Source organism: Lysinibacillus sp. NPDC048646, from assembly GCF_050272295.1.
In the GTDB taxonomy this organism is placed as follows: Bacteria; Bacillota; Bacilli; order Bacillales_A; family Planococcaceae; genus Lysinibacillus.
Window position 1 is genome coordinate 38381 of record NZ_JBNNLZ010000027.1, and the last position, 20862, is coordinate 59242.

17 protein-coding genes and 2 pseudogenes are annotated in these 20862 nt (G+C 37.4%); 10 read left to right on the top strand and 9 right to left on the bottom strand.

The features are described 5' to 3' along the window. Positions 1-34: 34 nt before the first annotated feature. Positions 35-349 (bottom strand): hypothetical protein, encoded by a 315-nt coding sequence (locus ACQKII_RS20895; protein ID WP_427462389.1) that lies wholly within the window; start codon positions 347-349, stop codon positions 35-37. An 85-nt stretch (positions 350-434) separates the two neighbouring features. Next, a complete protein-coding gene (locus ACQKII_RS20900) occupies positions 435-989 on the bottom strand; it encodes a DUF1273 domain-containing protein (RefSeq protein WP_427462390.1) in 555 nt (184 codons plus the stop codon). 154 nt (positions 990-1143) lie between these two features. Here ACQKII_RS20900 and ACQKII_RS20905 point away from each other — a divergent pair. Further along, positions 1144-1307 (top strand): annotated as a pseudogene (locus ACQKII_RS20905) (amino acid ABC transporter permease); the annotation flags it as partial. Positions 1308-1489: 182 nt separating this feature from the next. On the opposite strand, the gene ACQKII_RS20910 reads toward ACQKII_RS20905, so the two are convergent. Next, positions 1490-2656 (bottom strand): DUF418 domain-containing protein, encoded by a 1167-nt coding sequence (locus ACQKII_RS20910; RefSeq protein ID WP_427462391.1) that lies wholly within the window; start codon positions 2654-2656, stop codon positions 1490-1492. Positions 2657-2760: 104 nt separating this feature from the next. Between ACQKII_RS20910 and ACQKII_RS20915 the strand changes: the two genes are divergently transcribed. Together ACQKII_RS20915 and ACQKII_RS20920 are read left to right on the top strand one after the other, a co-directional pair. Beyond that, a complete protein-coding gene (locus ACQKII_RS20915) occupies positions 2761-3462 on the top strand; it encodes a response regulator transcription factor (protein ID WP_427462392.1) in 702 nt (233 codons plus the stop codon). Next, positions 3462-5108, top strand: a complete 1647-nt coding sequence (locus ACQKII_RS20920) for a sensor histidine kinase (RefSeq protein WP_427462393.1) — start codon at positions 3462-3464, stop codon at positions 5106-5108. The genes ACQKII_RS20915 and ACQKII_RS20920 overlap by 1 nt, the downstream gene beginning before the upstream one ends. 284 nt (positions 5109-5392) lie before the next feature. On the opposite strand, the gene ACQKII_RS20925 is transcribed toward ACQKII_RS20920, so the two are convergent. Then, on the bottom strand, positions 5393-6301 hold the full coding sequence (locus ACQKII_RS20925) for a TetR/AcrR family transcriptional regulator (RefSeq protein WP_427462394.1): 909 nt from the start codon (positions 6299-6301) through the stop codon (positions 5393-5395). Positions 6302-6459: 158 nt separating this feature from the next. On the opposite strand from ACQKII_RS20925, the gene ACQKII_RS20930 reads away from it, so the two are divergent. Then, a complete protein-coding gene (locus tag ACQKII_RS20930; protein ID WP_427462395.1) occupies positions 6460-7974 on the top strand; it encodes an MDR family MFS transporter in 1515 nt (504 codons plus the stop codon). Between the two features lie 588 nt (positions 7975-8562). Here the strand turns inward: ACQKII_RS20930 and ACQKII_RS20935 are convergent. Then, a complete protein-coding gene (locus ACQKII_RS20935) occupies positions 8563-10749 on the bottom strand; it encodes an MMPL family transporter (protein WP_427462396.1) in 2187 nt (728 codons plus the stop codon). A gap of 122 nt (positions 10750-10871) precedes the next feature. Here ACQKII_RS20935 and ACQKII_RS20940 point away from each other — a divergent pair, with 122 nt between their 5' ends. The 3 genes from ACQKII_RS20940 (at position 10872) to ACQKII_RS20950 (ending at position 13607) form a co-directional block, all read left to right on the top strand. After that, positions 10872-11498: a TetR/AcrR family transcriptional regulator gene (locus ACQKII_RS20940; protein ID WP_427462397.1), complete on the top strand. Its 627-nt coding sequence runs from the start codon at positions 10872-10874 to the stop codon at positions 11496-11498. A gap of 450 nt (positions 11499-11948) precedes the next feature. Further along, positions 11949-12377: a DUF1641 domain-containing protein gene (locus tag ACQKII_RS20945; protein ID WP_427462398.1), complete on the top strand. Its 429-nt coding sequence runs from the start codon at positions 11949-11951 to the stop codon at positions 12375-12377. A 45-nt stretch (positions 12378-12422) separates the two neighbouring features. Next, positions 12423-13607 (top strand): NAD(P)/FAD-dependent oxidoreductase, encoded by a 1185-nt coding sequence (locus tag ACQKII_RS20950; RefSeq protein ID WP_427462399.1) that lies wholly within the window; start codon positions 12423-12425, stop codon positions 13605-13607. A gap of 418 nt (positions 13608-14025) precedes the next feature. On the opposite strand, the gene ACQKII_RS20955 is transcribed toward ACQKII_RS20950, so the two are convergent. Beyond that, positions 14026-14646, bottom strand: coding sequence for a hypothetical protein (locus ACQKII_RS20955; RefSeq protein ID WP_427462400.1), 621 nt, complete (start codon positions 14644-14646; stop codon positions 14026-14028). An 80-nt stretch (positions 14647-14726) separates the two neighbouring features. On the opposite strand from ACQKII_RS20955, the gene ACQKII_RS20960 reads away from it, so the two are divergent. Continuing rightward, a complete protein-coding gene (locus tag ACQKII_RS20960; RefSeq protein ID WP_427462401.1) occupies positions 14727-15695 on the top strand; it encodes a quinone oxidoreductase family protein in 969 nt (322 codons plus the stop codon). A 125-nt stretch (positions 15696-15820) separates the two neighbouring features. On the opposite strand, the gene ACQKII_RS20965 is transcribed toward ACQKII_RS20960, so the two are convergent. The 3 genes from ACQKII_RS20965 to ACQKII_RS20975 all read right to left on the bottom strand — a co-directional run bounded on the left by ACQKII_RS20965 (position 15821) and on the right by ACQKII_RS20975 (position 19535). After that, on the bottom strand, positions 15821-17095 hold the full coding sequence (locus ACQKII_RS20965; RefSeq protein WP_427462402.1) for a hypothetical protein: 1275 nt from the start codon (positions 17093-17095) through the stop codon (positions 15821-15823). A 105-nt stretch (positions 17096-17200) separates the two neighbouring features. Further along, the gene (locus ACQKII_RS20970; protein WP_427462403.1) at positions 17201-18010 is read right to left on the bottom strand and encodes an EcsC family protein; all 810 of its coding nucleotides are present in this window, start codon (positions 18008-18010) and stop codon (positions 17201-17203) included. 163 nt (positions 18011-18173) lie between these two features. Then, positions 18174-19535, bottom strand: coding sequence for a PLP-dependent aminotransferase family protein (locus tag ACQKII_RS20975; protein ID WP_427462404.1), 1362 nt, complete (start codon positions 19533-19535; stop codon positions 18174-18176). A gap of 96 nt (positions 19536-19631) precedes the next feature. Between ACQKII_RS20975 and ACQKII_RS20980 the strand changes: the two genes are divergently transcribed. After that, on the top strand, positions 19632-20207 hold the full coding sequence (locus tag ACQKII_RS20980; protein WP_427462405.1) for a GNAT family N-acetyltransferase: 576 nt from the start codon (positions 19632-19634) through the stop codon (positions 20205-20207). 243 nt (positions 20208-20450) lie between these two features. After that, a pseudogene (locus ACQKII_RS20985) lies at positions 20451-20656 on the top strand (PadR family transcriptional regulator); the annotation flags it as partial. Positions 20657-20862 lie beyond the last annotated feature (206 nt).

Consider the following 20862-nt stretch of genomic DNA (forward strand, 5'->3'; position numbering starts at 1 on the left):
ACATGATGGAATATCATCGAGTCTACGTCGCTTTTTAGATGATTTTCACATAAAAATCTTTGCCATTCATGAGCTCTGTAATTTCAACGTCGTATGTTGTTTTATAGTAATCAAAAATATTGCGTGCCAGACCGGAGTGTCCATTTAAATATGTTCCTTGCTTAATCTCTTTTCGAGGATTATGGAAATCAAAATACAAGCGTGAATCGTGGCACATTGTAGCTAAAATGGCTTTGAACTCTTGTTCTTCAATATGAATCCCCCGCGTATACTGGCACTCTCGACGGTACGTATCATGTGAGACATTCACAGGTGAGGGCTCAAGAATCATTTCAATTTTTCTATTCAAATGTCAACAGCTCCTTTCAAGTTTAATGACGTCAAACACTATTTATTCCAGTATATAATTGTCAGAAAATTATATCAATATTTATTTACCAGTCCTGCTGTTGTATTTCTTCTGCGATTACTTGTAAGTCATACGCATTAATCATTAAAAGGGTGTACTCGTTAGTTTTCATATATTTTTCTGCTAGTCTCTTCATATATTTCGGCGAGCCTTCGTTTTCTTCATCATAGACAAGAAGTAGTCCATCTGTGTTTTGAATAATAAATTTATCCTTTTCAATAAATTGCCATGGCGCCTCATACGGCTTTTTAGTAACACTCGTTACAAAGTCTGCTTGACTTACTATTGACAAATATTTTTCTTTTTTAATATCCTGCCAATTTTTCTCCTGTTCTAAAAATGGTGTGATCACGGCAAGTTTTAATTCGGGGAATTCTTTCTTTAACGTGAGGACAACCTCTGCGCTCCACGTTTCTACACCCTGTTGGCCACTAATAATGATCCATTCCAATCCCCCATCGATTAGTAGGCGTAAACGGTTTTCCAATGCTTTTTTTATAATGGGGATACCGGGATGTTTATCATTGAAAATACCGAGTTCGTGTGGTTTATAGCCTGTGATTAAAATTCGTTGTATCAATGAAATGCCTCCTAATTGTGCATTGTTTACAATAATTATATAACAGGAGATTGAAGTGAAGAAAGATATAATGCCTGCAATTTGGGGATTGTAACAGTTTATTCGCTACAAGAAAAAAGGGGAGTCAGCTATACATCAGTAGGGGGTTAGATAAATATTAAAAGATACATCATTGGCTGTTGTTATTGCATTCCCAGAATTACTGCATAATGCGCAAGTTATTAACGCACAAAATAAACTATATTATTCGTAGTAATCTATTTTGTGGTGAACTATCTATTATCTTTAGTTGCACGTCGATTAAAATTAAACATGTAGAAAAAGGTATTCAACAAGTTTACTATACTTTGTTGAATACCTTTTATTGAGTGTAAAAGCACTGGCTAAGCTACTATTTTCATAAAATCTCTTACTATTAGAATGCGCATATAGTACATATGACCCCTACAGCTGCGCAAATTCCTAGAAACCACCATGTATCTGTGAAATCCTCTTTAGACTCACGATTCATTTAAAGTACTTCCTTTCTGTTTCGTTTGCCCACTCCATGACCAATTCGTCCAAATTCTCAGTACGGTTTCAAACGGGCCACGTTTAAATTTCTTTAAATAAGTAATACTAAAAATGCATTGCAAGCTATAGAGTACAACCCCAAAAATGATGCCACCAAACACGCCTAATTTACTGTATAAACCGAGCCCATATCCGTAAAATACTGTTGTACAAATAATTGTTTGCATTAAATAATTGGTCATTGATAGCTTGCCAACACTTTCAAAAGCGGGTGAAAGAAGCTGTGCAGGTCGAGTCTTGAAGAATAATGCGACTAAGCACACATAGCCTACTGCTAATAGTTGTGAACCACCCATTAGGTACATGCTGGAAAAATTGCTTTCTATAAAGCTTAATGCTTTACAAGTGAGGCCGAGTGGAACCAGAATTGCCCCGAAAATATACCACTTCTGTTCTTTTTGCATATTTTCAAACGCACGCATTTTAGCAAGTCCCATGCCAAATAAAAATAATGGTGCATAAAATAAAGGTGCGAAAATGAAAATGATGAATACAACAATAGGATTGTCTAATCCGGGAGGCATAACATTTGCACGGAAATCATATATGTCTAGGTAGCTTCCGTTTGCATAAGTTGCATCTGCCTTTTCGATATAGCTAGTTAGTTCAATCTGCTCTTTTTTTGCTATCTCCGTAGGACCGAATGTTAAGGCTGTAGTTAGTAAAAATAATACGCCACACCATATAAATAATGTTTTTGGCTTTCGATTAATGAACGGAATTAGAAATAATGTCATACAGCCATATGACAATAAAATATCGCCTTCCCATAAAAAGGTTGAATGGAGCCAACCGATAGCAATTAAACCAATTGAACGACGTAGAATTGACCATCGACTTTTATTTTTTTTCTTACGGACTGATTCAATAAATTTAATAAGAGAAAAGCCGAATAAAATGGTGAATATCGGCATAAATGAGCCTTCAATGAAGATTTTCACAAAATATAATGCACCACTATCCAATGTGGATAAACTTTTTAACTCATCTTTGCCATACATGCCAAACTGGAAAATTAGCAGATTAGCCATCAAAATACCGAACAAACTTAATCCACGCATACTGTCGATGAAGGTAACTCGATTTGTTGTCATTTGCGTTTTATCTCCTTAATTGGTTAACTTATACATAGAGTAGTATAAAAATCTTATAGAGATATAATGACTACCTTAAAGTAATCTTAAAAGTTGGTGATAGTATGAAAAATGCAACAATTTTAGTACTAGAAGATGAACGTGCTATAGCTGAAATGATAGACATCATTTTACGTAAAGAAGGAATCAATAACATTACACTTTGTAGTACTGTTCAAGATGCTATAAGGAAAATAGAAAGAGAAAAATTTGATTTTTATCTGTTAGATATCATGTTGCCAGATGGCAATGGTTTAGAAGTAGCAAAGTATGTACGTGAAAAAAGTGATGCACCCATCTTCTTTTTAACCGCAAAGAGTAGTGATGCGGATAAGTTGCGCGGCTTTATGAATGGAGCAGACGACTATATAATAAAACCATTTAATCCGCTAGAGCTCGTAGCGAGGGTTAAAGTACAACTCACACGTTACATGAAGAAGCAGGTGGATGTGCAGGAGGGGCGTATATATACTTGTGATCGTTTTGTGTTTAATATGGATGCGGCAGAGCTTGAAGTGGATGGTAAGAAGGACATTATTAGTGGAAGGTTATTTCATTTGCTGAAATACCTATGTGAAAATACAGGGCAAGTATTGTCAAAGGAACAAATATATGAACGTGTATGGGGAGATTATATATTCGATGATAACACGGTGATGGTTCATATGCGTAAGCTCCGTGAAAAAGTTGAAAAAGATCCAGGTAAACCGACTTGCATCGTAACTGTCAGAGGAATTGGCTATAAACTCGTTGGTGATGTTCATTGATGAAACCGTCAGGGAGATTAACACTGCGTTTTGTATCTTATTTCACAGTATTTTATTTACTAATTATTCTGGGCTTCATTGTCAGTTTGTTATTTTTTGCGTTCTTTATCAATGCGCGTGTCGGTGATAACATTCATACAATGAGTTCATACGAAATTGAAGATAACGCAGTTATGACAGAGGGAAAATCGATGCGTATTGCGAATTATTTAGTGAAACGCGCAGAGGAAAATTTAGGGCAGTTATATTTGTTTAATCAATCGATGGACATTTTAGATTACACGGGTGAAACATGCGAACTTTGTGGAATGACAGATAGTGAGGTTTTGTTACTTGAACGTCCAGGTATGCATACCTGGAAACTACCGAAATATTATTTATTATTTTTACCTACGTCACTAGTTCAGCCTCTTTTTGATGAGGCCAATAGTGTTTGGCAGAAGAATGAGGAGATACCTTCCGAGTTGTTCCAGCGTTTAAATGACAATAAGGCAGCAGTAGAGATTTATAATGAACGATGGCAACGAGTTAAAGTTATTGGTGAAAGCTATAAATTACTGTATAAGCCGGAATTAATAGAAGAGAATTATGATATTTTCGAGCAGGAAGAATTAATACAAAGTGCAACACTAGAAGATGGAACAACACTGGTCGTGCGTATGCCAAACCCATCGTATAAGCCGTTTGAAGAGCCGTTTAATAAAGCGATGCTTCTTTTTATTGCGATTTTCTTCGGTGGACACATTATCTTACTAATAGGCGTCATTTTCTTATCAATAGGGATTTCACGCCAATTTGTCCGACCACTTGTATACGTTATTTCACGCATCGAACATCTCGCGCAATTTGATTACCAGAAATTGAGCGATAAAAAAGTTCATCACCAGAAGACAGGGAAGTTAAAACGGAAATTTAAATTATTCCAACCTGTCGATGAGTCGCTTAATCACTTATCGGACCGACTTGCCTCAAATGAAAGACAAATTAAGCAATCAGAGCAATTACGTGAAGAATGGATTACAGGACTATCCCATGATTTAAAGACCCCTCTCAGCTCTATTTACGGTTATTCTGCCATGCTAGCTTCTGGCGAATATGAGTGGACGAATGATGAAATGCGTGCCTTCGCTAAAACAATGCAAGAAAAGGCTACCTATATGGATGCGCTCATTCAAGATTTAACCTATACGTATCAATTAAAAAATAAAGCAATAAAACTGGAAAAAGTATCGTTAACATTAAATTCATGGTTACTACAGTTTGCAGACAATCAGGTGTGTGTAAATGTTTTTGGAGATGTCTTACTGGATGCAGATGAACTTCTATTAAAGCGTGTATTGGATAATTTAATTACGAATGCTAAGAAGTATACACCGAATGACACCAAAGTAAGGGTGGAGGCGCAAAACACATCCGAAGGCGTCATGCTGACAATTGCTGACCAAGGTCCAGGGATTCCGCAAAAGGAACTCGATAACTTGTTCGAGCGCTACTATCGAGGGACAAATACGACCGATGATACGACAGGTACTGGTCTAGGGTTAGCGATTACAAAGCAACTGATTGATTTGCATAACGGGACAATCCGTGTGAATTCAGATGCAAGAGGTACAGTTTTTGTTGTGAAATTTTTACATGAACAGTAATGCATATGTTTTTGAAGCTATATAAAAGAGCAATTTTACTGAAAAAAATTAAGTAAGATCGTTGATTTCCACAGTGGGCAGATAGTTTCCGCGGGCAGGCTTAATCGCTTCCTTCACTATGCTCAGTCCGGGGTCACGACGTCCCGGTGAATTATCCCATCGTTTGAACAAAAAATAAAAAAGTCAAAAGGCATCGAGATAGAACTTCTTGATGCCTTTTGTCGATGATTTGAGGGTCATTTTTGTTTTTTTGCAATATCACTTAACAGAAAAAATAAGTCATTTTATTTTTTGTTACAGTGTTCAGAAGGGTGTTCGATTTTCACGTAACGCCATAAATTATTGGCGATGTCACGTGCCTCTGCTGCGTGTTCGGTTCCAACAAATGATTTTCTGAAAGGAGTAAGTAGTGATTCGATAATTAAGAGCTTAGGTTTCTCTTGCTGTAATTCTTCCATTAAAAATGTAGCAAATTCCAATCCTTCAACAGTTTCGTCCTTCGATAATCCTGTCGTAAAGCCTTGTATCTGTTCGAGGACCATTTCTTTACTGACTGAACGATAATTCACGACATTTTGTATGGCATTAATCATCTCAACACTTATAATAATTTCTTTCGATTCCAGCATTGCGGGTATGATTACACTGATATTGCGTAATGCTACGCGTACTATTGCTTCACGGTTTATATATTTATAATCAGAAATCAAGACTGCACGTAAAGAGAGGTTAATCATACCCAATGTTTGCACAGCACATTCATAGCTCATCGGACTAATTTCTTCTCCAAAAACTTGTACAAGTCTATTGGCAAGCCATTCTAACTCTTGTAAATGATAGTTCAAAATAATTTTCTTTAGTTCTTTATCTCGAGAATGAAAAATTGATTCGAAAATTTGTATAAGATTGTGCTCGCGGTTGACATACATAAGTACAGCCACTTGCTGTGTTAAGACTTCCAAGTCAGTTGGATCTTTTCCGTAAAGAAGCTCATGTCGACGATTGCTTGCTTCCTCACGCCCGTCGTCTAGAATGGCGATTAAGCATTCATTTTTTGAGGCGAAGTGATTATAAAATGTGCCCTTAGAAATTTTAGCGGCACCGATTATATCGTTAATGGATGTATCCACGAAACCCTTTTCTATAAAAAGTTCACGAGCAGAAGTAAGTGTTTGTCTTTTTCTTTTGTTCATAACCTCACCTTTTTTAAATTATTATACTCTCATTCTATAACGAAAAAGCTTATATATCAACGTTTTAAAAATTTTAAATCTAAATTGTTGAAAAAAGTAGACTGCGAGTATAAAATAAGTTTTATCTTAAAATAACAAGAAAGAATTGAGGGATATAAATGAATAGTGACTTAACAATGAAAAAGCCCCCTTATGGCATGATTGCTATTTTATTTGTGGGTGCTTTTGTTGCTTTTCTGAACAACACATTGTTAAATGTTGCGTTGCCAACCATTATGAAAGATTTTGGTATTACGTACGCAAAAGTACAATGGCTAGCAACAGGTTATATGCTTGTAAGTGGTATCTTAGTACCAGCTTCGGCATTTTTCGTAACACGCTTTAAAAATAGACATCTATTTATTACGGCGATGACAATATTTACAATTGGTACAATTATGGCAGGTTTTGCACCAAACTTTGACGTGCTCTTAGCAGGTCGTATGGTGCAAGCAGCGGGGGCTTCAAGTATGTCACCCCTTTTAATGAATGTCATGCTGACTAGCTTTCCAAAAGAAAAACGCGGAGCAGCAATGGGGATTTTTGGTTTAGTTATGATTGCGGCACCTGCAATTGGTCCAACATTATCAGGCTGGATTGTGGAACATCACGATTGGCGCATGCTATTCCAAATGATTATTCCATTTGCAATTATTAGTTTATTATTCGGTGCTTGGAAATTAGAAAACGTGATGGAGACACGTGAAGTTCATTTAGATTTCCCTTCCGTAATATTATCGACGGTTGCATTTGGTGGTATTCTTTATGGTTTCAGTACAGCAGGGGATAAAGGATGGTCTAGTCCTTGGGTGTACGGTACAATTTCCATTGGATTTGTTTCTTTAATTATTTTCATCTTTAAACAATTACGTATGGAGCAGCCTTTACTTGAACTACGTATTTACAAATACCCGATGTTTGCACTTGGCTCGGCTATCTCTGTTATCGTTTCTATGGCGATGTTCTCTGGGATGATTTTAACACCGGCTTATGTACAATCCATTCGTGGAATTGAACCATTTGAAGCGGGATTAATGATGCTTCCAGGGGCACTTGTAATGGGTATTATGTCGCCAATTACCGGGAAACTTTTTGATAAATTCGGACCGCGTGTTTTAGCGATTATTGGTTTAACAATTACAACACTCGCAACATTTGGTTTAACAGAATTGGCATTGGATTCTAGCTATACATTTATTGTATCCATGTACTCAATTCGTATGTTCGGTATTTCAATGGTAATGATGCCTATTATGACAAATGGTTTAAATCAATTACCACAAATTATGAATCCACATGGTACGGCTATCAATAATACCTTACAACAAGTAGCAGGAGCGATTGGTAGTGCAGTGTTGGTTACAATTATGAATAACCGCACAAAAGCAACGGCTGCCGACTTAATAGCAGAAGCACAAGCAAAGGCAGCTCAGTCTGGTGTTGTACCAACAGCTGAGCAAATGCAACAGATGCAAGATCAAATTATGCAAACAGCCTTATTAGATGGGATTACACATTCATTCTTAATCGCGGCTATTGTAACAATTCTTGCAATTGTACTAGCGTTCTTCTTAAAACGCGTAAAAGTTGAAAGTGCGGCTGCTACAATGGATCTGAAAAAACCAACAAATTAATAATTTAACTTTAAATCTATAAGCAAAAATAACACGTTCTTAGGACGGGGGCAGACAGTCAACAAACTCAAAAAATGGAGTTTGTTGACTGTCTGTTTTCTTTTGAAAATAGAAGTGTCTATATGAACCCGTTGCTTTCTGCTACGGCGGACGCTTTTTGTGGTCATGGCTTCAGTCTCCTCGACGCTTCTGCGAGGTCTTCAGCTCATGCTATTCCCGCAGGAAGCTTTGCTCTGTAGCGAAAGGCAAATGCCGTCAGCTACACTCGCCGCCTGCGCTCCAATCAACGAGTGTATCCTATTCAACGACAATGAAAGAAGGTAGAAGACAGTATAAATCCAATAAACTACTTTTATCATATGGATAAGTGAGTGATTTTGGGGGATAAATCGTTCATAGTTATCGATAATTTAGAGAAGTTGGTCGATAAATTGATAAATGTAGGTGAAAAGACGTTTTTAAAAAAATATAACCCGTTTTTTCTGTGTGCAACAGAGCATTCACAAAAAACGGGTTACAATGTATTGGTAAAATGATATCTTTTATTGGCATTTAACGAACTAATGACAATTTAATTGGTGTGAAGACTTAGGCATCCTTTTTAAATAACGATCCTGGCCAAAATGCATATTTTCCAAGAACAGTTGTAATGGCTGGGACAAGCAGTGGGCGTACGATAAATGTATCCAATAGAACACCAATCGCAGTTACAACGCCAAATTGAACAAGCACCTGAATCGGTAGTGTTGCGAGTACAGCGAATGTACCTGCTAAAATAAGACCAGCGGATGTAATAACACTACCTGTATGAACTACGCCTTCCTCTACCGCCGTTAAATGATCTGTATTTTTACGTTTCTTCCAAATTTCTGAAATCATGAAGATATTATAATCTTCACCGAGGGCCACTAAAAATACAAATGCATACAGTGGGATGGCCCCTGATATCGCCTCTGCTCCCATAACATGATGTAAAATAAGCCAACCAGCACCGAGTGCACCGAAATAAGAAATAATCACTGTAGCTAGTAAATATATGGTAGCCGTGACAGAACGTAAATAGATAAATAATAAAATGGCGATTAACGCAATCATGGTCGGCATTATGACTGATTCATCACGTTCAGTAATTTGCTGTGTGTCATATTGACTTGCCGTTTCTCCGCCAATCCATACTTGTTTATCAGCATTCTTGATACCTGCATTTTTAAGTATATTTACGACTTCAGTCTTAAGCTCTGGTATATGCGCCAATGATTCTTTTGCATAAGGGTTTGCATTAAACGTAAGTTCATATAATTGAATGGAATCGTTTTTCTCCCCAATATGGACATCTCCCACAGTATCTATATAAGGGAGAGCAGTGAGCGACTGTTGGATGTTAATAGCTGTTTCACCCGTATCAATTACAAGTTGAACGGGAGCTAGTGCACCCGGTGAAAAATTTTCTTCTATTAAAGTAAAACCTTCTCGAGACGGCATATTCTCTGGGAAAGAAGATAATAAGTCAAAAGTATATTGAATGCGTGGCACAAATGCTGCTAAACCGCCAAGTAAAAGGACAGTTACCACAATAACAACCCAAGGTTTATGCGTGACGAAATGTCCGATTTTACGGCTTGTTTTATGAGAAGACTTATGTTGTTTTTTGCCCTGCTTACGTGCCATTTCCTCTGTACGTGGTGTAAACGGGAAGAAGGCTACACGTCCAATAATAACGAGGATAGCTGGAAGTACGACTAAGGCCGCAATACCCATTATTAAAACGCCAAAACTAAATGGCACTGCAAAGCGTTGGAATGCACCATAGTGGGCGAGACTAAGCGTGGCTAATCCGATGACGACTGTTAAGGCACTCATCATGATGGCACCACCAGATTCCTTTACAGCAAGCTTCATTGCCGCAGCCTTATCCTCAACGTCAAACAGTATTTCACGGTATTTTGAAATTAAAAATAAACAATAGTCTGTTCCTGCACCAAATAGCAAGACGGTCATTATAGACACAGCCTGTGAATCCTTATCAATCCAGCCTTGCTCCGCAAAGAAACCAAGTGTTGGACTAATGACACCATAGGCAAGACCTACTACGATTAATGGAATTATAGCCAGTAAAGGTGAACGATAAATTAATATTAGTAACACTAATACAAGCATTACCGTTGCTATGAGTAATTTCACATCAGCTTGCGAGAATAAGCTGACAGCATCTGTCGCAATACCAACTGGACCAGAATAACGTACATGCAGTTCATCACTAGCTAAATCTTTATCTAGTTGGACGTTATACGTATCCATTGTTGTTGTTAAAGAGTTTAAACTTTCTTGGAGTAAATCAGTCGCCACGCCTTTTTCAAAGAAAATCGGTGTGACAATTGTAGAGCCATTTTCAGATGTAGCTGCCAAAAAAGCCTGGGGCGGCATTTCGTTATAAGGTGGAATAAGAGATTGGTGAGCTAAAGGTTTTGCCTGAAGTTCCCCATATACCTTTTGAATAGCAACGAAATCGTCAGTAGTTAGGCCACTTTCTCGATGCCAGACGAGTAATAAAGGTGTCCCTGCATCATTTGGAAATTCCTCTGCAATGATAGATGCAGCCTGCTCAGACATCTCTGTATCTGGTAAATTTTTACCCGATTCACTTTCAATACTATTTATTTGTGGCCAAGCGAAAGATAGGGCAACAACAAGTAAAACCCAAATGGTAATTGCTAGCAATCGACCTTTTTTACTTGCAACCATTGCGCCCCATTGCTCAAGTGGGTGTTTTTGCATGACAAGACCTCCATTCTAATTATGTAGTATTAATTATATATACTAGAAGGTTAATTAATCAATTAATAATGACTGGTATGTTATACTATGTCTAATAATAATACGTTATAAGGGGGGCGAACTTGTTGAAACAATCACCGCGTGTTCTAGGAAGACCTCGCCATGATGACAAGGCTAAACCAACTAAAGAACTTGTGCTTGAGACGGCAACAAGACTTTTTATAAAAGATGGCTATAAAAATGTGTCAATGGATGATGTAGCGAAAACATGTAATGTTACAAAAGCAACAATTTATTACTATTACCCGACTAAAGGGGAGTTATATACCTCTGCATTAATCGAAATGATGAAAAGAATTCGGCTACATATTATACAGATATTAGAACAGCCTACATCATTTAAAGAGAGATTAGAGCAACTTGTCGAGATACATTTATCTGCAACAATAGATATTGATATGAAAAATTTTATGCGCGAAGCATCCATTAATTTATCAGATTCACAATTAAAAGAAGTACATGCCTCTGAAAATGAAATGTACAGGACAATTGAGCAGGCGATGCAAACGGAAATGGAGAAGGGAACGATTCGAACAGGAAATGCTCAATTTTTCGCACATACGTTTATGGCGCTCATGTCAGTTGGTTATTTTAAAGACGGAGAAGGTAAGCGATTATTTCTAACAGAAACCGAAGCTGCAAAAGAGATTGTTGATTTTTTCTGGCTGTCTGTTCAAAAGTCATCATAAGTTTTGCTAGTTAAATGTCTTTTTGGAAAAAGTAGAAACATTACTACTGCTTGTAAAATATTTATTACCGCATCAGCTAAAAAAGAGATTAAGGAATTGTATTTTTTAACAAAATGGACAAAGACATAACTTTATTTACAACAAATAGTTGACAAAATCAATGAATTTTGAAAAGTTTGTCGAAATTGTGATTTAGCTCATTGAAATAATGTACAAACAGCTTTATAATGGAGTTTGTAATGTCACCAAGATAAGGATGGAATTGTGATGTGCTTTTTGCATAATGAAGTTAACATTGTAATAACTAATCATAAGAATTGCTATCCAGCCCCTGTGACTGGTGATTGTGTAAGATATCCGCTGTAACGACTGTTAAGAGATTGCTTAATGGTCTTTTTTACATGGAAGTAATATAAAAATAGTAATAGTGATGGCAAAGGAGAGTTCAAAATGTCAGAAACGAATAACCAAGCACAATCTGAACAATTATCTGTGAGTCAAGAACAACTAGATGTACTAGACCAACTATTAAAGCCTGAGGTACAAGAATCCCTAACAACTTTAGTTGAGCAATTACCAAAGTTAACTGAAATGATGACGTTATTAACAAAATCATATGAGTTTGCGCAAGCAGTTGCAACTGATGAAGTACTAAAAAATGATACTGTCGGTGCTGTTACAGAAATGGCTGGTCCAGTTGTCGATACAGCTAAAAACCTTGCAGCTACTGCAATTGAAGCAAAAGACCGTGCTGCTGAAAGCCAGGAAGTTATCGGTTTATTTGGTCTTATGAAAATGCTAAAAGACCCTCAAGTTCAAGGTGTTTTCCGTTTTGTAAATGCTTTTTTACAAGTAAACGGCGAACGTCAATCTAAATAAGACTCGAGATACATTTAATTCGTAAGGACGGAGGATTAATTAATAATGTCAAAAGAAATCGTCATCTTAGGTGCTGGTTACGCTGGTGTTTTAACTGCATTAACAGCACGTAAGTATTTATCAGCTGATGAAGCTAAAATCACAGTAGTTAACCAATTTCCAACACATCAAATCATTACAGAGCTTCACCGTTTAGCTGGGGGTACTATTGCAGAAGGTGCTGTAGCATTACCGTTAAAAAAAATCTTCAAAGGTTTAGATATTAATCTAGAAATTGCAAAAGTAACAAAATTTAACGTAGACACTAAAAAAGTAGACTTAGACACTGGTTACACATTACCTTATGATACTTTAGTAGTATCACTAGGTAGTCAAACAGGTTTCTTCGGTATTCCAGGATTAGAAGAAAACTCGATGGTTCTTAAATCAGTAAACGATGCAAACAAAATTAACAAACATATCGAAGACCGCATTAAAGCTTACACACAGTCTAAAGACGAAGCGGATGCAACAATCGTTATCGGTGGTGGCGGTTTAACAGGCGTCGAGCTTGTTGGTGAAATCGTGGACAACTTCCCTAAAATTGCAGCAAAACACGGCGTTAACTTTGCTGACCTTAAAATCAAACTTGTTGAGGCTGGTCCGAAAATCTTACCAGTCCTTCCAGACGTGCTGATCGAGCGCGCTACTGAAAGCTTAACAAAACGTGGTGTTGAATTCATTACAGGTACACCAGTTACTGGTGTTGACGGGAATGTAATCTCACTTAAAGATCGCGAGCCACTCGTTGCAAACACACTTGTATGGACTGGAGGAGTAGCTCCACTTCCACTAGTAGGTGAGTCAGGTCTTGCTGCTGACCGTGGTAAAGCAACTATCAACGATTTCTTACAATCTACATCACATGCTGATGTATTCGTAATCGGTGACGCATCTGTTGCATTACCAGCTGACGGTGGACGTCCGCTTTATGCACCGACTGCACAAGTTGCATGGCAAATGGGCGAATGTGCTGGTTACAACTTATTCGCACAATACAAAAACCAAGAGTTACAACCATTCTCAGCAGTTAACTCTGGTACACTTGCAAGCTTAGGCCGCAAAGATGCTGTAGCAACTGTAGGTGCTAACAATACACAACTTAAAGGTCTTCCTGCTACACTTATGAAAGAAGCGTCTAACATTCGCTATCTTACACACATCAAAGCTTTATTCGGCTTAGCATACTAAGATTTAGAATTGAAAAACGCTCTCCCCAATATGGGGCGAGCGTTTCAGACTGTAGACAAACTCAAAAAATTGAGTTTGAACTGCCCCTAAATTGTTAGACACCAAATCTAACGATTTAGGGGTGTTTTTATGGCTAACTTCACTGTCGAAGAGAAAATATTTATGGCTCGTCTTTACCTTGAGGGGAAACATAGTTATTTGGAACTTCAAGATTTATAGAGGATAAGCAAGAGCATGCACCCCAGCTACGCAGGCGTTAAAGAAGGCAAGACCTGCAAGATAAGTAAGGTGCCCACTGCAAGTGGATAGATGAGAACGAATACACGAGGTGGGCGATTAACTGACCGCAAACGTCCGATTGGTTCAACGTACAATCAGTGGGGGGAAGTAACCCCCCATTAATTGAAGTTTCACTTTATCATTTTTGAATAAATGATTGTAATTCCGTTAGTAGTGACTGACAAATTTTAATGGATGTTACCGTGTCATTTGCTATTTCAAGAGAATGGTTGGCGTTTTCTACAATTGCAAGATGATGGGAATTCAGTTGGTCCAATTTTTCTTGTGAGAAATGTGGATCAGCAGTACCGATTGCCAAAAAGGCATGTTTGTCCTGCAAATTTTGTAGGCTATGTTCGAATGACAGAAGTGGTGTAAATAGTACATAGCGAGAAGAAAAAGATGTAATCTGTTGCATATAAAAATCAATAATTGGTAGAGTCCCTAGCGATTTCCCTATGTACACAGATTTTTGATATGGTTTGCTGTTTAACATGTGAGTCACAATAGGATTTGTGGCACTATATACCATTTCTGAAATAGCTTTTGGCTCTTGTTCAAATTGTTGCTGTTCAAAAGAATAACAGATTTGCACTACATCGTAGCCGAGTTCAAGCATTAATGCCGTGGAATAATATAGAAGAGGTTTATCATATGTGTAACTGGTGCCAGAAAACATGAAGCAAATTTTATCATTATTTAATTCAAAAAAGTTGTAAGTTAGGCCATTATATTTTTCTTTTCTAGGCTTTCTATTCATTCGAATTTCCCCCATATATTAAAATGTAAATGTATCCCTTTTTATTTTATAATTTAACTATAACAGGGAGGAGTGGAATTATGAAGGCTGTGACGATTAATGAATTTGGACCAGCGTCCGTTTTAACATATGTTGAATGTCCAAAACCTACTATTTCGGCAGGGGAAGTGTTAATTCGTACAACGTATACGAGTGTTAATTTTGCGGATATCAAAAATCGAACAGGGAATAAAGCCAAGGCAAATTTCCCAATGATTCTTGGCCTAGATGTTGCTGGTGTAATAGAAGAAACTTTTGATAGTAGTAGTTTGTTTAAAAAGGGAGACCGGGTTATTGCATTTCCAAGAAACGGCTCGTATGCAGAATATGTGGTAGCAAATGAGCAGTTAGTCTTTAAAATCCCACAGGATGTCTCTCTTGAAAAGGTAGCGGCCGTACCGACTGTTTCGTTTTTATCCTATATTTTAACCCATCAAATTGTCAATATAAGCTCGGAAGATACAGTTTTAATACATGCTGCATCTGGTGGTGTTGGGACAATGCTCGTGCAAATGACGAAAAAATTGGGCGCAAAAAAAATAATAGGTACAGTTAGCGATATGAAGAAAGCATCAATTGCTTATGAGCTTGGTGCTCATCATGTGCTGACGTATGATAATTTTAGTGCCCGAGTCAATGATTATACAGAGGGTCATGGAGTTAACATTGTTTTTGATTCGATTGCTGGCAATATTACAGAAGAAAGTTTTAACTGCTTAGCACTGTATGGTACGCTTGTGCAGTTTGGAAACAGTAGCGGCAAAGTGGGGTATATAAAAACTGCCGATTTACACAGTAGCTGTCGCAATGTGAGGGGCTTTAGTTTAGGGACGACGCGCGCATTGAAGCCGAGAATGCTGCAAGACGTTGCACAGGATATTTTCTCATTATTAAAAGATGGAAATTTCCAAGTACCTATTGCTAAGGTTTTTGCATTGGAGGACATGCAGAAAGCCCATGAGTTTATGGAAAGCCGCCAACAACAAGGGAAAATTTTAATCAAAGTATAAAATGAGTAAAGAATTGTACGCTAAAAAATAGTCCGTTTAATAAAAGAATGTTTCGTAATGAATCTTTAAGAGGGGATAAGATGACCACGGTTAGTGCCGGAGTCATCCTATCTGTCTATATAACATTACTTCCCATCAGTTACTGTTGGAATATCTCGTTGTAGCATACCGGCAAATCCAGCCATAGCTCTATGTGCTGCAGCCTCTCCTACACGAGAATAGGCAATAATGACTGATGAGCCATCAGTTGCTTCAGTTTCTAAAAACACCGTTTCCCCAGCAGTTCGAACAGCCTTGTCCAGTGCTACTAAAAAAGCGGAGTCACCGTTCCAAGAAAGTGTGTAAAGATAGCCCGTCGAACTATCAACATGACCAGCAAGTAACTGATCTATCTCAGTTCTAGTATAACCTAGTTCAACAACGGCAAGAATCGTATCTTCAGTTAATTTTTCACCAGTAAAATCTGCTGGTTCACTGATTTCATAAGCTTTCATGTTAGCTTGAGAATGAAAAACACTGCTATAAAAATTATTTATTTTTTTTGAGTCACAGATTAAGCGAGAATTAGGAATAATGCCAAGGTTGCCTGTATATACAATACCGTGGGCTAGCCAAGCTAACCCCATTCCTACATATGCATTATAGCCTGACGAAGGGAAGAATTTACGTCCAGAATTGATTGAAAGTAAACCGCCAATAGCAAGTGAAGCTTGCGTTCCAGAAGAATCGAAAGTTGCCCACTTATCCATCACATAAGTCCCGTATTTATATAATGTTTGATATTTAGGGTGCTGAGAAGCAGAACTATGAGTTGCTAACAAATCTAGATATAAGCCTAGACCTCCTACGTGTAGAATAGGCCCATTCATAGCAAAATTAGCGATTTTTTGATTTCGCCAAGTACTGACAGTATCCTCTAAAGCGTTATAGCTTGGGTTTGAAGAACTATCCATCCAAGAGGAAATTTGAGTTGCTAAAGAATCTGTGGCTAAGGCTATTCGATTTCTATTTACTGTATCCAAATCATGATAAATACCTGTACGAGTTATGACTAAACCTGCTAAGACAATGCCACCGGAGGGAGAACCACCTAAGTTAGCATTGCTAAGAAGTAGTGATTGACCAGCGCTGTTCTTCAAATCTTCCATCGCAGTTAAAGTAGCAAGAATCGCCGTTTTAACACTTTCTTTACTAGTGGACGAAGCTGTTAATTTATCATATAAACTTGCTAAGAACTGTAGCTGGTTACCCAACCTTTGAAAGCGTAAATTTGCATCTTGACCATTGGAACCAGAACGTATCGCAGAAACTTGAGAGTATCTTGAATTATAAGAACTGCCTTCGGGAAATTGTTCATTAAAAAATCGGGTAGCTTCAGATAAGGTAGACTTTGTTGCCATAATATCACTCCTCGATCGTATTTTAATAATTGATAGATCACGCTATTACACTTTTTCCTTGTTCAGCTATCTACTTTTCATGTTCAGTTGACGAAGCAAATTGTTTTAAAGATTTTCAAGTTCGTTTAATTTTTCATAGATTCGTCTTTTTCTATAAAGCATAGTGCCAGCCTCAGCAACATCTTGAATCATTCCTTTATTAGCAAAGGCACCAAATATTATACCAGCAATTGGAATCATTTGGAATAACTTTTTCCAACCCATTTGATCACGATACGTAAAAAATACTTCCTGCCAACCTTGCAGCTGCGAAATCATATTTTCAGATGCATTACTATCTTTATGCATAGAAGAAAGTTCTTCTAAGATAGCTTCCTTTCCAACAATATCGGCAGAAGAAAATTGTAGACATTTGACAATGAAAATACGCTCCATTTTATCGTTCGGATCATAGCCATGAATAAGTGCAATCTCTTGCAGTGTTTTTAACGACATGCCTAAGATCATAGGAATATCAATAGCCATCGTAAAGATGCCACCAATGCCAGTAGAGGCACCTTGTACTGTTGCAAGCTTGACCCGGTCGTTTTGAAGCTTGTCACTCAGGATAATCATATCTTCTAAAGGCATTTTACTAACATCCGAAATGGTAAAAATATCTTTATAGGAAGAGGCATTGCGTATTTTTTGAAGCATTGAGTGCTCGTTAATTAAATACTTTCCACCGGATTGAATATAGTTTCCTAATTCATCAACCAATACAGCTATTTTATTTTGAATGAAAGCCGGTGTCATTTTATCTAATATTTTAAATGGTATACGCCCTAGCTTCTCCCAAAACCATAAACCTTTTTGATCTTTCTCCCATGCTTGAATGGTTTGTAACTGTATTTCTAATTCTTCTTTCTTCTCCAATTCGCTGATTCCCCTTATCTGTGCATTTATCCTACATTTCCCATTGTTTAAAGTTCACTTTAAATAGAATACGATAAAAAATTTAAAAGGTTTCGTTTTCTATACATGTGTTTATGGGATTTATAGACGATTATGCAATAATACTAACAATAAAGAGCAGGAATTATTGCCAAGCTTCGGCGAGTAAGGCAATGCCTTCTTCAATTTGCTGGATGTTTAAACCACCATAGCCAATAATAATCATGTCATTTTCACAAGCGTACAAAAAAGAGGTAGAACAAGGATATACGTTAATTCCAGCTAACTGAGCACGTTGAAGTCCTTCATATTCGGAGAGCCTTTTTGGCAATTTTAAAATAATATGTAGGCCAGATTTTTCACCGATTACTTGGAACTCCTCGGAGAAATAGGTGCTTATGGCAGTTAATAATGCCTGTTGTTTTTTTCGATAAATGGTGCGCATTTTCGCAAGATGCTTTTCAAATAATCCTTGTTCGATGAAATCAGCTAATATGAGCTGATCTACTTTAGAAACAGTAGACTTTTGCTCTAGGTTGAAAAGAGTGAATGCTTCGACAAGAGACTTCGGCAAAATCATATAACTAATGCGCAATGATGGAATAAGGATTTTGGAAAATGTGCCAAAATAAATAACTCGCTGTAACTGATCCATTTTTGCAAGAGAAGGAATCGGAAGGCCTTTATAACGAAATTCCGAATCATAATCATCTTCAATGATAAATGCCTCATTTGATGTCGCCCACTGTAAGAGATCTGCGCGTCTTTCAACCGACATTACCATACCAAGTGGGAACTGATGGGCCGGCGTTGTGTATAACATGTGGACTGTTTCATTCGGTACGGTGATACCTGAGTTATCAACAGGAATCGCATGAATCGGTAAACCACATTGATGCAAAGTGGAACGTACTCTCTTAAAACCAGGTTCCTCTAAGCCAACATGTATTTGTTGACCAAAAAAATGACAAAGTGCCTGTAGCTGGGTTTGTGTACCACTACAGACAAACACTTGCGATGCTTCACAAATAACACCTCTTGAACGTCCTACATACTGGGCAATTTCCGCCCGTAATGTTGCTTCACCTTGCCAGGGGCTTGTTGATAAATTGCTTGCATTGAAGTGTTTTTTCATTAACTTATGCCATGCTGTAAATGGAAAAGTATGTTTGTCCACGTGTCCGTTGTGAAAATCAAATTTAATAGTATTTATAGTTGTTTTTAGGGGAGCGGGCTTTTCTTTTTTCGGTAGTTGTAGCCACTCAAACTCGAAGGAAGCAATAAAGTAACCTGAGCGCTCTTTACTATAAATATAGCCTTCTGCAAGTAGCTGCTCATAGGCTTCTTTAATGGTATGAATACTGACACCGAGCGTATGGGCAAGCGTACGTTTTGAAGGTAATTGTTCATGTGCAGATAGTTTTTTCATAAGAATTGCTTGTTTAATTTCCTCGTAAATTTGCACGTATTTTGGGGAATTCCCAGAGAATGATATAGAGAGCTCCATAATTTTAAACCTCCTGGTACGGTGTGATTTTTTGAAATTGGTTATATTCATCATATCAAAATTGAAGTTAAATAATTGAAAAAGGAGTGGTAGGAAATGCATTTTACAGCATTAGAAAATGAAATTGTAGTATTAAAGCCAATAACAAAAGAAGCTGTTTTAGAGCTATTAGCTGCTGGTAGTTATCCAGAGATTTGGACGTATTTGCCCACAACGATTGAACAGGAGAGTGATGTGCATAACTTTGTGGACAAAGCTTTAACGGCGAAGATGCAGAAAAAAGAATTTCCATTTGCTATTGTGGATAAAATCTCGGGAAAAATTATTGGTTCAACACGTTTTATGGATATCGATGAAAAACACAGACGTCTTGAAATAGGAAATACATGGATTACACCTGCTTTTTGGCGAACAGCTGCCAATACAAACTGTAAGTATTTATTATTACAATATTGCTTCGAAGTGCTCGATTTACAACGTGTACAAATCAAGACTGATCAAGAAAATTTACGTTCTCAAAAGGCCATTGAACGTATTGGAGCGAAGAAAGAGGGCGTTCTGCGCAATCACATGATTCGCAAGGACGGTACAGCTCGTCATACAGTGATGTATAGCATCACATTAGAAGAATGGCCTGAAGTGAAGGGACATTTGGAAGCATTAATTAAGTAAATACTGGTTTAAACAACTGAATATATGGATGAAAATGGATGATATCTGATCGATTAAACTAGGTTTCTCCCATTAAAGTGTGAGTACTGTAATTTAGGGGTAGATTACTTGAAAACTATTTAAGCTTGAAAGTGAGGTAATCTACATGAAACCCAAATTAACGTTACGACAAATTTATGGTGAGAATGCTGTTTATACGCCACGTACATCGTGTAGTGATGATGGATGACCCTCATAAACTAGAAAGAAGGTACGCTTTATTTTTCTTTAAAGCGATTAGAGAAAAGTCAATGGATTGAATCCTACTGGATGACGAACAAGGACCAGGTAGAAGAAGAAAATATTATAAACTTACGTCATTAGGTGAAGAAGGTTTTAAAGCAAAGCGTTTGGAATGGGAATTTGTAAAAAAACTGATTGATTCGTTTTTGGAAGGAGGAACCTATTAGCTGGTTTAGTTAAATATTCGATTCACGAAATATCAAAACGAAAAGACAGAGTTCATTCTACACATTTTGTAGATAAAATCTGTCTTTATGTTTTAATAGCAAGAAAGCAGGTTAGTTGTGCGAAATGTTTCTAGTTTAAATTGAGAATGGTCACATTACTCAGGTAAAGGCTAGACAGTTCCTTTCGGAACTGAAGGGTTATATCG

Bases quoted from the DNA above. Each gene is read 5' to 3' on its own strand.
- ACQKII_RS20910 (WP_427462391.1), bottom strand. From the start codon at position 2,656: ATGACAACAAATCGAGTTACCTTCATCGACAGTATGCGTGGATTAAGT.
- ACQKII_RS20950 (WP_427462399.1), top strand. From the start codon at position 12,423: ATGTCAAAAGAAATCGTCATCTTAGGTGCTGGTTACGCTGGTGTTTTA.
- ACQKII_RS20935 (WP_427462396.1), bottom strand. From the start codon at position 10,749: ATGCAAAAACACCCACTTGAGCAATGGGGCGCAATGGTTGCAAGTAAA.
- ACQKII_RS20975 (WP_427462404.1), bottom strand. From the start codon at position 19,535: ATGGAGCTCTCTATATCATTCTCTGGGAATTCCCCAAAATACGTGCAA.
- ACQKII_RS20915 (WP_427462392.1), top strand. From the start codon at position 2,761: ATGAAAAATGCAACAATTTTAGTACTAGAAGATGAACGTGCTATAGCT.
- ACQKII_RS20945 (WP_427462398.1), top strand. From the start codon at position 11,949: ATGTCAGAAACGAATAACCAAGCACAATCTGAACAATTATCTGTGAGT.
- ACQKII_RS20955 (WP_427462400.1), bottom strand. From the start codon at position 14,646: ATGAATAGAAAGCCTAGAAAAGAAAAATATAATGGCCTAACTTACAAC.
- ACQKII_RS20920 (WP_427462393.1), top strand. From the start codon at position 3,462: ATGAAACCGTCAGGGAGATTAACACTGCGTTTTGTATCTTATTTCACA.
- ACQKII_RS20980 (WP_427462405.1), top strand. From the start codon at position 19,632: ATGCATTTTACAGCATTAGAAAATGAAATTGTAGTATTAAAGCCAATA.
- ACQKII_RS20925 (WP_427462394.1), bottom strand. From the start codon at position 6,301: ATGAACAAAAGAAAAAGACAAACACTTACTTCTGCTCGTGAACTTTTT.
- ACQKII_RS20960 (WP_427462401.1), top strand. From the start codon at position 14,727: ATGAAGGCTGTGACGATTAATGAATTTGGACCAGCGTCCGTTTTAACA.
- ACQKII_RS20930 (WP_427462395.1), top strand. From the start codon at position 6,460: ATGAATAGTGACTTAACAATGAAAAAGCCCCCTTATGGCATGATTGCT.
- ACQKII_RS20965 (WP_427462402.1), bottom strand. From the start codon at position 17,095: ATGGCAACAAAGTCTACCTTATCTGAAGCTACCCGATTTTTTAATGAA.